The organism is Carnobacterium sp. (assembly GCF_045617425.1).
Lineage (GTDB): Bacteria > Bacillota > Bacilli > Lactobacillales > Carnobacteriaceae > Carnobacterium_B.
Genome location: NZ_JAZLIO010000022.1, coordinates 1 through 11710 on the forward strand (window position 1 = coordinate 1; position 11710 = coordinate 11710).

Sequence of the window (11710 nt, forward strand, 5' to 3'; positions counted from 1 at the left end):
TTACTGTACCTTGTTCCATAATGAAATTCCTCCTCGTGCCCTTAAGCACATATAGTGATATTCTTGCTTGCGGTGCGAATTGGAATGTTCTGAAACAATTCTATTTTCTACCTAACAAAAACTCTACCTTAGTATAGCATGGACATTTTAAATAAGCAACCTTTATACACACTTTCTTTTAACAAACACCTATTTCTTTTAAACTAATAAATTCTTGTTCTCCTATAATAATGTGATCCAGCAAATCGATTCCCATTAATTCTCCGCACTCTGACATCCTTCGCGTAAATTGGATATCTGCTTCAGAAGGTTCTGGATTACCAGATGGGTGATTGTGTCCAACAATCATCCGCGCAGCTGAATACCTGACTGCTCCTCTAAAAATCTCACGAGGATGAGCGATACTAGAATTAAGTCCCCCAATAAAAATAGTCTCTTTTTTAATAATTTCATTTTTTGTATTTAAATAAAGAACGACTAAATGTTCTTGTTGCAGTCCGCGCATTTCTAGCAGCAACATTTCTCCTGCTTTCGCACTGGAAGTAATTTGACCAATTTTAATTTGAGAGGCTTGCGAAATGCGAGTACCCAATTCAATCGCTGCTTTTAGTTCAATTGCTTTAATTCTACCAATCCCAGTAATTGTCATTAGTTCTTGGCAAGAAGCTGTTTTTAAATAATAGAGATCTTCAAATTGATTGAGCGTAGATAAGGCTAATGTGATAACATTTGTTCCTTTTGTTCCTGTTCTAAGCAAGATAGCAAGCAATTCATGGTTGGCAAGAGCTTTCTCGCCATGTTGCTCTAGTCTTTCTCTTGGCCTTGATTGAACGGGAACTTCTTTTATTAGATTCATACTTTTTATCGTCATAAAAACCCTCCTTTTTCACATTAGTACTATCCGCGAAAAAGAAGGAGTCAATTTTTTTATTGATTTTGCTGTTCAATAAAGGTTTTCACTTGATTTAAATCATCTAGAATCGTGAGTGTTTTTTCTTTTGCTTCACTCGTAGGCAGTATTAGATCCGGTATCATAATAACTGGAATGTCAGCATCATAGCTTGCTCTAATCCCGTTAAGCGAATCTTCTAAAACAAGTGTACGCTCTTTTGGAACTTGCGTTTTTAACCATGCCTTTTCATATATTTCCGGACTTGGTTTTGCTCGAGTTACTTCATCTCCTCCAATAATGGCATCAAAATACGGAGTGAGTTGTTCTTTTTCTAAAAACAGTGAAACGAGCGATTTGATACTACTAGAAGCAACTATCTTCTTTATATTTTCACTTTCTAAATAGTCTAGTAATTCAATTAGCCCTTTTTTCTTACGCAATCCGTTAGCTTCAATATGTTCTAGCAAAGCCTGACCGCCTTCGTTGATAAGTGTATCAGCGGCTTCTGTTTCAAATGTTAAATAAAGTTCTTTATGGAATTCTTCATCAGAGACTCCAATATATTTTTCATGAAACTCCCACGTATATGCTAAATCGATTCTGTTAGCAATCGTTCGATTCGCTTCATAATAAAGCACTTCTGTATCAAACATTAGTCCATCCATATCAAAAATAACAGCTTCAATTTTAGTCATGATTTTTCCTCCAAAATTTTTATTCCTTATTTGCTACTTTAACGTATTCTCTCACTTCAGAAATAAAATACAAAGATCCTGTTACAACCACTATACCATTTTCATCCATTTCATTAAGAGACTCTACCAACGCCTCTTGCCAATGTTCGATTACTGTCCCATTCTTTAGCATTAGTTTGTTTAACTCATCGATTCCAGCGGCTCTAGGATAGTTGAAACTCGTTAGAATCAAACGGCAATTCGGTATAGATTGCAATTGATCTACCATCCCTTGAATGTCTTTATCCCGCATAGATGCCATAATGATAGAAACCTCTTGTTGAGCAAAATTTTTTTTAATCGTTTCAACTAATGTATTTATTGCATGTTCATTGTGTGCACCATCTAAAATAAGAAGCGGTTGATCGTTTATTTTTTCCAATCTTCCAGGCCAAAAAGTATTTTTCAGACCACTCCGTATCTTCTCATGATTCACAGCTAAACCTGTTTCATGACTGTAAACTCTTAATGTTTCAATTGCTACAGCTGCATTTTCTACTTGATGCCGCCCCAACATTTCTATTTGGATGGGACTAAGTCGCATAAAATCATCTTCAAATACGAATTGCTCCCCCCAAGTAGGAAGAGTCTGCCATTTTGTAACAAAAAAATCTTTATTATATTTCATTACCGCGCTTTCTTGTTCAGTAGCTTTCTGTTCAATTACTTCTAGAGCTTCTTTACCGATTTTTCCAGTTACTACGGGAACAGCTGTCTTAATAATACCTGCCTTATTCATAGCAATTTCAGACAAAGTCTCTCCAAGTAAATTCATATGATCCATTCCTATTGTCGTAATAACTGAGACTACTGGATGAATAACATTTGTTGAGTCATACAACCCACCTATTCCTACCTCAACTAGCACTACATCAGCATGTCCCTCACCAAAATAAATCAGCATCATCATTGTAATAATTTCAAACTCACTTGGTCCGCCTAGGTTCGTTTTTTTTAAATCTTCTGTAAGAGGATAGACAGTTTTTGCTAAACGCAAAATTTCATCATCAGACAATGGTTCACCACTGACACTCACACGTTCGTTAAACATTTCGATATATGGCGAGGTAAACGTTCCAACTACTTGTCCATTTGCTTCCAACATGTTCCTCAAGAAAGCCAATGTAGAGCCTTTACCATTTGTACCTGCTATATGAATCGATTTAAATTTCCTTTCTGGATGACCTAATTTACCTAACATCCATTCCATACGCTTTAATCCTGGCTTTTCACCAAAAGTTCTTGTTGCATGAATCCAATTCATTGCTTCTTCATAGGTAGTGAACATGACTTACCTCCACTTATTTAAATTCCATACTTAGTTAATTATAAACTACGCTGTACATTTCAACCATTAAAATATCATACTGTGCATTCAATCATTTACTACAGCCTTTTCTCAAAGAACAACAAAACGAGTAAAAAACTAAGAAAAATCCTAGTTTTTACTCGTTTTATTGTTCATAGGTTACTAATTAAAGTTGATTTTTCAGTACTTTTATACGTTCATTTACTGCAGCATGTTTTTCAAGGTAATCGCCTTGTTTTGCTTTTTCAGCTTCAACTACTGCATCAGGAGCATTATCTACGAATTTTTTATTCGCTAATTTTCCTTCCACACGTTTCACTTCTTTGTTCCATTTATCCAATTCTTTTTCTAAACGAGCAATTTCTTCTTCTAAATTGATCAATCCTGCTAGTGGCAAGTAAATTTCAGCACCTGTGATTACAGCTGACATAGCTGTTTCAGGAGCTTCTACATCACTTGAGATTGTCAATGTTTCAGGGTTACAGAAGCGTTCAATATAAGAAGTATTATCTTTCAAAAATTGTTCGATTGTTTGATCGTTTGTTTTGATCAATAACTCAATTTTTTTAGATAACGGTGTATTTACCTCAGAACGAATATTACGAACCGAACGAATCAATTCCATCAATACATCCATCCCTTTGGTCGCTGCTTCATCAGAAAGTTCTGGATGAACAACTGGATATTCTGCTACCACTAAGGATTCTCCTTCGTGAGGAATATTTTCCCAAATCTCTTCAGTAACAAATGGCATGATTGGGTGCAACAGACGTAACGTCTGATCCAATACATAAGCTAAAATACTTCTGGTCGTTTGTTTCGCTTTTTCATCTTCTCCAAATAATACTTCCTTACTCATTTCGATGTACCAGTCACAAAAATCATCCCAAATAAAGTGATATAAGTGGCGACCCGCTTCACCAAATTCAAAACGCTCAAATAAGTCGGTTACTTTTTCAATGGTTTCGTTTAATTTGGTTAAGATCCAACGGTCAGCAACTGTTTTTTCACCTGTTAAATCAATTTGATCGACAGTAAAGTTCTCCATATTCATCAATGCAAAACGGCTAGCATTCCATATTTTATTGATAAAATTCCATGCAGCATCCATTTTGTCATAACTAAAACGAACATCTTGCCCTGGAGCAGAACCGTTAGACAAGAACCAACGTAGTGCATCCGCTCCATACTTTTCAATGACATCCATAGGATCGATTCCATTGCCTAGTGATTTACTCATTTTACGGCCATCCGTATCACGGATAAGACCGTGGATCAATACGTTATTAAATGGTCGTTTCCCAGTAAATTCTAAACTTTGGAACATCATACGACTAACCCAGAAGAAAATAATGTCGTATCCTGTTACCAAAGTATTGGTAGGGAAATAACGTTTAAAATCTTCAGACTCTTCATCTGGCCAGCCCATTGTAGAAAACGGCCATAAAGCTGAACTAAACCACGTATCCAAAACATCTGGATCTTGTACCCAATTTTCACTATCTTCAGGTGCTTCCATACCTACGTACAACTCACCGCTTGTTTTATGGTACCAAGCGGGGATACGGTGACCCCACCACAATTGGCGTGAAATTACCCAATCATGAACATTTTCCATCCAACGCATATACGTATTTTCGAAGCGTTCTGGCACAAAATTAACTTTCTCTTTTGTTCCTTGGCTTTCGATTGCTTCTTTAGCTAGTGGTGCCATATTTACAAACCATTGTGTAGATAATCTTGGTTCTACTACAACTCCTGTACGTTCTGAATGACCAACACTATGAACCACTTTTTCAATTTTTATCATTCGACCTTCAGATTCTAAATCTTTTACCACAGCTTTGCGAGCTTCAAAACGATCCATTGATTCATACCTGCCAGCCAATTCATTCATTGACCCATCATCATTCATCACATTGATTTGTGGCAAATTGTGACGTTTTCCAACTTCAAAGTCATTTGGGTCATGAGCAGGAGTGATTTTCACAACACCCGTACCAAAATCCATTTCAACATAATCATCTGCTATAATCGGGATTTCACGATTCATTAATGGCAACAGAACTGTCTTGCCAATCAATTGTTGGTAGCGCTCATCATCTGGATGGACCGCAATAGCTGAGTCCCCTAGCATCGTCTCAGGTCGTGTTGTCGCAATTTCTACTACTCCACTGCCATCTGTTAATGGATAACTCATATGATAAAATGCACCTTCAACATCTTGGTGAATAACCTCGATATCTGATAAGGCTGTTTTAGCTTTTGGATCCCAGTTGATGATATATTCCCCACGGTAAATCAATTTTTTATTGTACATCGTTACAAATACTTTACGAACCGCTTCAGATAATCCTTCATCTAACGTAAAACGTTCCCGGCTATAATCAACTGAAATACCAACTTTTGCCCATTGTTCACGAATCACACTGGCATACTCTTCTTTCCAATCCCACACAGTATCAATAAACTTTTCACGTCCTAAATCGTAACGTGAAATACCATCTTCAGCTAATTGAGCCTCTACTTTTGCTTGGGTTGCAATTCCTGCATGATCCATACCTGGCAACCATAAAGTGTCAAAGCCTTGCATTCTTTTTTGTCTAACAATAATATCTTGTAAAGTTGTATCCCAAGCATGACCTAAATGCAATTTCCCAGTTACATTTGGAGGAGGAATAACGACGGAGTAAGCCTCTTTTGTCTTATCTCCACTTGGCTTAAATAGCCCTTTTTCTACCCATTTTTCATAACGACCAGCTTCTACTTCATTTGGTTGATATTTAGTAGACATTTTCAATTCATCAGTCATTTTATCTCTCCTTTACAATTTTAATTAAAAAATTTATACAAACAAAAAAAGCACTCATCCCAATAATAAATTATTATTAGGACGAATGCTGTTCACTCGCGGTACCACCTATATTGCATACTTTATTAATTTCAAAAGTATACCTCTTAGTTACAATTTTAACGGATCGTTACTCCGAACAAAGTTACTGTATGTTCACTTTGTCAGCTCCCAAGCTACCTTCATTTTATCACGACTAAGAACTCCCAGCATTCGTTCTTTTCTCTATAAAGTCAGTAAATAAAATTACTCTTCTTGTTCATTGCCTTTTATTTTTATATAGTAGCATTAAAAAAGTTATTTTTCAATATGCCTTATGGATTTCATTAGCGTGCTGCTCTAGCTGCTTTAATTGCTTTATCATAGTCAGGTTCACTAGACATCTCAGGAACGATTTCTTGATACGTGATCTCACCTCTTGGGTTAACAACAAATACTGATCGTGCTAATTGCTCAAGATCTTCCATTACTAAACCATACGCGTTACCAAAACTTAATTCACTATCATGCAACATTTCCATTGAAATGTCTTTTCCAGCACACCATTCAGCTTGTTCTTCTTTAGTATTATTTGAAATAGTGATCAATTGCACGCCCTCTAATTCACTGGCGATTTTATTGAATTCTTTTGCTTGCAAAGCACATACTCGTGTATCAATATCTGGAACGACACTGATCAAAACAACTTTTCCCGAAAATTCGCTTAATCTAACTGTTTCATCAACTAAGTTTTTTATAGTAAATTCAGGCGCTTTATCTCCAACCTTTGTTTGAATACCTCTAAGTTTATGCGGTGTACCTTTTCTAGTAATTTCCATATCAAACACTCCTATTCTATGACTCATCTTAGAATAGTATACGAATAATCATTTTTTAAAGCAATATTTCCGTACGAGTAGTCAAATTCTACTTTTATTCCACTTATCTGAAAGTTTATTTTATCTCACTCATTTTTCAGATGGATTATCAGGATATAACGCTTCGTTTTGATAGACCATTGTAAAAATTTCACTGGAGAAATCAATATATTTCATTTGAATAGTATCCGGTACTTTTATTCTTCCAGGGGCAAAGTTTAAAATGGACGTGATACCAGCATCAATTAGATCATCTACTACATCTTGCGACACTTCACTAGGTACAGCACAAATAGCTGTGTGAATTTCTTGTTTCCTAACAAGTTCTTTCATTCGTTCCATAGGAAAAATTGGTACACCTGATATTTCTTTACCTAAATAAGGAGTTTGAATGTCAAAAGCACACTTGATCGTAATGTTTTTTTCTTTCTTGAAATTATTGGTTAAAATGGCTGTCCCTAAATTCCCCACTCCAATAAGTGCTACATTAATGATATTATTCACATTTAATAATTCACGAAATACTTCGGTTACATAAACGACCTCATAACCGTATCCACTTCTTCCTAACTCACCAAAATGAGAAAAATCTCGACGAATCGTTGCTGAAGGAATTTGTGTTAGTTGACTTAATTCTTTTGATTTTATGCGCTCTACCCCTGTTTCATTCAATTTTTTTAATGAACGATAATAGATAGGTAGCCTTTGAGCTGTTGCATTTGGAATTTGATGTATTTTAGTCGTTATCTCCATTTATCCTGCCTCCTGTCCTTTAATTTTCTTCATTATCATAACATCTTTCAATTATTAACTCAATATAATTGTGATTAATATCACAATTATATTGAACAAAAAAAGAAGGCAAATGTTTCCACTTATCTTCTTTCTTTATAGACCTCTTAATTATTAATCATTTGTCGAAAAAACAATGTTTCCACCAACAACTGTTTTCGAAACGACCAGGTCTTTCAAAGCATCTTTCTCTATTAAAAAAGGATTTTGCTTTAAGATTGTAAAATCACTGATATAGCCAGGTTTTATTTTTCCTCTAGAATCCTCTTTATAACTTGCAATGGCACTTCCTGTTGTGTAAAGTGATAAAGCTTCAAATACAGAAAGCTCTTCTTCTGGGAAATAACGCTTTTTATTTTGCCCGTCTCTTTTCATTCTAGTAACAGCTGCATGGATACCATAAAAAGGATTGGGTATTTCAACTGGAGCGTCACTACCTCCTGCAACTGGAAATCCGAAATCTTTAATAGTCTTCCATGCAAATGCTAGAGGAGGATGATCTCTACCTAAAACATCCAGTGCCCACGGCAGATCACTGCTCATAAATTGCGGCTGTAAATCAAAAATCAGAGGTAAATTTTTAGCCATTTTTAATAATCCAGCGTTTAACCAAGGTGTATGGATCATTCGATCAAGTTGTCCAGGAAGCGGTGGGAATTGATGCAATGTTTCAATTACTTGTTCAAATGCTCTATCCCCTAAAATATGGATAGCTACTGGCAGTTTGGCTTTACGTGCAGCTTTGATAAGGGCAATAAAAACTTCATCTGTTTGAATTTGTAGGCCATAATTAGTAGTTCCAGGATACGGATAACTCATTAAAGCAGTTCGAGATCCTATTGTTCCATCATAAAAAATTTTCATTGCACCTAGTTCTATATAAGGATTGCCATCCAGGTATACTTCATTTGACTGATTGTAGGCATTCAATTCCTCATGGTGAATCAAAAGATGTACTCGAAAGGCCTTTCTCTTTTCTTCAATAACCGTATGAAACGTTTTAAAGGTTCCTGCAAAGCCGTTAAAATAATGAAGATCTTCCGAATGTCCTCCTGTTATTCCTTTTGACCATAAATCTTCGATTGCTAAAGCTAAGTATTCCTCTTGTTCTGAAGGTGTTGTCTCAGGAAAAGCATTTATAGCTAAATTTGTGGCTTCATCTTTTAAAATACCTGTTAATTTTCCTTCTTTATCTAATTGAATCTCGCCTCCACCATCATATGTCTGCCCATCTTTAATCTGTATTTTATTGATTAAAGGTGTGTTGATAACAACATTATGGTAATCAATTCTGCGAACCAATATGGGATGCGATGTTGAAATAACATCCAAGTCCATTTTTGTAATAGGCGTTGGGTCGTCTTGCCATTCATTTTCATTGTATCCTTCAACAAAAAGCCACTCATCTAGAGCTAATTGTTCAACTTTTTTTCGTATTTGTTCCAAACTTGTTTTTTTACTTTTAAATTGATTTAAATTTAAACGGGCTAAACTCATTCCATACCACAATAAATGCAAATGACTATCTACAAAACCCGGAAATATCGTTTCTCCATTTAAATCGATCACCTCGGTTATTTTATTGCCATACTTTTTTTTCAACTCTTCTTCTTCGCCTACAGCCAAAATGGTTTCACTATCAGTAAGAACTGCAGAAACCGTTTCGTCTTCTTTTTCCATTGTAAAAAAAAGACCATTCTTCCATAACTTCACTTTGATATCCTCCTATCGTATTCGCTATTTTTATTATACCTACTTAAGTTTTATTTAGCAGTATTAAATTACGTAAGTAAAACGATAAAAAAACTAAACATACTATATATGTTTAGCTTTTTTATCCCTGCATGTAATTATAATAAACTTAAAAAATCAGCTTTTTGTTGTGCTTCTAATGTGTCTCCAACTGTAATTTTAGTAATCACTAAACCATTCATCGCTCTCTCAATTAACCCTTCAACATCAAGTCTCTCTTCATATTTACGAGCTTTTTCTAGTTTAGGTTGTGTTTTAGGCGCTGGAGGAGCAAAAATTGTACAGCAATCTTCAAATGGTTGGATAGACAAATCAAATGTATCAATTTTTTGAGCAATCTCAATAATTTCATTTTTATCCATTGAAACAACTGGTCGTATGACCGGAGTCGCAGTTACATCATTGATTGCAATCATACTATGCAGCGTTTGAGAAGCTACTTGTCCTAATGACTCGCCATTCACAATTGCTAATCCTTTGCGTTCTTCGCGGATACGATCGGTCAATCTCATCATCATTCTTCTTGTAACCGTCATTAAATAACCTTCTGGAACAATTTTCTTTATTTCTTCTTGAATTTCGGTAAAAGGAACTTCAATAAATTGAACACTGCCTGAGAAAGCTGCTAGCTTAGCAGCTAAATCTTTCGCTTTTTGAAGAGCTCTCGGACTTGTGTATGGAGGACTGTGGAAATGAACAGCTTCTAAGTTCACACCACGTTTCATGGTTAAATAACCTGCTACAGGTGAGTCGATTCCACCAGATAACATCAGCATACCTTTTCCACTTGCCCCTACAGGTAGACCGCCTGCTCCCATAACCGTCTTGCTAGATAAAAAGAATCCTTCATTACGAATTTCAACTCGTAATGTAATATCTGGTTTTTTCATTTGAACTTTTATGCCTTTAACTTTGCTATAAATTTCTGCTCCCAACAATTGATTCATGTCATTCGTATCCAATTCATAATCATGATCAGAACGTCTAGTCATTACTTTAAATGTTTTACCATCTGTATAGAGCTCTTCGACCATCTCGACTGCAACTTTTTTCAACAATTCAATATCTCGTTCCAAACGTCTAACCGGAGAATAATTTTGAATACCAAAGATAGATTCTAACCTCTTCAATACTGCATCACTATCTGCACCATTTAATTCTAGATGCATACGGTCACGCTCTCCATGTACTTTTAATTCTTCAAAATCTTGTAAAGCAAACTTTACATTTTGAGCCAATTTGCTGATAAAAAGTCGTTTATTTTTACCTTTAGTTGATAGTTCTCCATAACGGATCATTACTTCATCGTACTGCATGTGCCACTAACTTCCTCTCTTTATTCCCTTTAAATTTATTTAATGTCTTTAAATTGTTGATATAGTTGATCAAATTCACCCATAAAAATTTTTGCTTCTGCTAAATTATTGGTATCTGTCAAACTAATACGCACTGCACTTGTGGCTAACTTTTCAGGGACGTGCATAGCTTCCAATGTACTAGAACCCATACCATTGCGGCTAGAACAAGCACTAGTTGTTGAAATATAAATGTCCTTTTTTTCAAAAGCATGAACCATTACTTCTCCACGAATGCCTTTTAAAGCAAAACATACTATATGAGGTGCTCCTTCTTTTTGAGAAAAAACCGAGACTTTTTTATATCCTTCTAATTGCTGTACCAAATATTTTTTTATTTCTCTTTGGTTCTTTTGCTTCTTTTCGGATTTTTCAAGTACCAAGCGCAAGGCTTTAGCCATAGATGCTGCGCCAGCTACATTTTCTGTACCACTACGTTTGCCAGACTCCTGTCCACCACCATTTAAAAGTGGCGCAATTTTTTTCCCTTTTTTAATATACATAAATCCCATACCTTTAGGTCCATGAAATTTATGAGCAGAAAAAGTAGCTAGGTCGATTCTTGACTCCTTACCTAATAATAGCGGTACTTTTCCAATCGCTTGTACTGCGTCCACATGAAAATGAACTGTTGGATAATCTTTTAGCACTTCTCCAATCTCTGCAATTGGCTGAATACTTCCCACTTCGTTATTTACAACCATTATCGACACTAGAATAGTATCCGATCTTAGTGCTTCTTTTAAATCATAAACAGAAACTCTTCCACTCTGATCAACAGGTAAAATAGTTACATCAAATCCCAACATTTTCAATTGACCAACAGATTCCTTGACTGCAGGGTGCTCCACCGCTGTTGTAATTACATGTTTGCCAAATTGTCTCTTTTCAATAGCAGTTCCTTTTATCGCCCAGTTGTCACCTTCTGTTCCGCCACTTGTAAAGTATATCTCTTCAGGCAAAACGTGCATTAAATCAGCAATCTGTTTTCTAGATTGCTGAAGCAACCCATCCGCATAGTTGCCTAATAAGTGTAAACTGGAAGGATTGCCGTTGATGGTTTGACTTACCTTTTCATAAGTTTGTAAAACATTTTTATCCATTCTCGTTGTTGCGCTATTATCAAAATAAATCATTTTATTGTCACACTTTCTTTTAAATTATTCCT

The 11710-nt window shown here is 35.6% G+C and carries 9 protein-coding genes and 1 other annotated feature; all 9 genes read right to left on the reverse strand.

The window, feature by feature from the left end; genetic code table 11:
* Window positions 1-178 precede the first annotated feature (178 nt).
* The 9 genes from radC to ACKI3H_RS11095 all read right to left on the reverse strand — a co-directional run bounded on the left by radC (window position 179) and on the right by ACKI3H_RS11095 (window position 11678).
* Complete coding sequence (gene radC / locus ACKI3H_RS11055) at window positions 179-871, reverse strand: DNA repair protein RadC (protein WP_407372300.1); 693 nt, start codon at window positions 869-871, stop codon at window positions 179-181.
* A gap of 56 nt (window positions 872-927) precedes the next feature.
* Window positions 928-1587, reverse strand: coding sequence for an HAD family hydrolase (locus ACKI3H_RS11060; RefSeq protein WP_407372301.1), 660 nt, complete (start codon window positions 1585-1587; stop codon window positions 928-930).
* A gap of 19 nt (window positions 1588-1606) precedes the next feature.
* Window positions 1607-2914 carry a bifunctional folylpolyglutamate synthase/dihydrofolate synthase gene (locus ACKI3H_RS11065; protein ID WP_407372302.1) on the reverse strand — a complete coding sequence of 436 codons (1308 nt, stop codon included), beginning with the start codon at window positions 2912-2914 and terminating at the stop codon, window positions 1607-1609.
* A gap of 187 nt (window positions 2915-3101) precedes the next feature.
* Entirely contained in the window at window positions 3102-5747 is a 2646-nt protein-coding gene (locus ACKI3H_RS11070) for a valine--tRNA ligase (protein ID WP_407372303.1), read from the reverse strand.
* A gap of 74 nt (window positions 5748-5821) precedes the next feature.
* Window positions 5822-6058, reverse strand: a binding site (T-box leader).
* Window positions 6059-6112: 54 nt separating this feature from the next.
* Window positions 6113-6604 carry a thiol peroxidase gene (tpx, locus tag ACKI3H_RS11075; RefSeq protein ID WP_407372304.1) on the reverse strand — a complete coding sequence of 164 codons (492 nt, stop codon included), beginning with the start codon at window positions 6602-6604 and terminating at the stop codon, window positions 6113-6115.
* Window positions 6605-6733: 129 nt separating this feature from the next.
* A complete protein-coding gene (locus tag ACKI3H_RS11080; protein WP_407372305.1) occupies window positions 6734-7396 on the reverse strand; it encodes a redox-sensing transcriptional repressor Rex in 663 nt (220 codons plus the stop codon).
* 153 nt (window positions 7397-7549) lie between these two features.
* Entirely contained in the window at window positions 7550-9148 is a 1599-nt protein-coding gene (locus ACKI3H_RS11085; protein WP_407372306.1) for an amidohydrolase, read from the reverse strand.
* Between the two features lie 137 nt (window positions 9149-9285).
* The gene (gene thiI, locus ACKI3H_RS11090; RefSeq protein WP_407372307.1) at window positions 9286-10503 is read right to left on the reverse strand and encodes a tRNA uracil 4-sulfurtransferase ThiI; all 1218 of its coding nucleotides are present in this window, start codon (window positions 10501-10503) and stop codon (window positions 9286-9288) included.
* 35 nt (window positions 10504-10538) lie between these two features.
* A complete protein-coding gene (locus tag ACKI3H_RS11095) occupies window positions 10539-11678 on the reverse strand; it encodes a cysteine desulfurase family protein (protein ID WP_407372308.1) in 1140 nt (379 codons plus the stop codon).
* Window positions 11679-11710 lie beyond the last annotated feature (32 nt).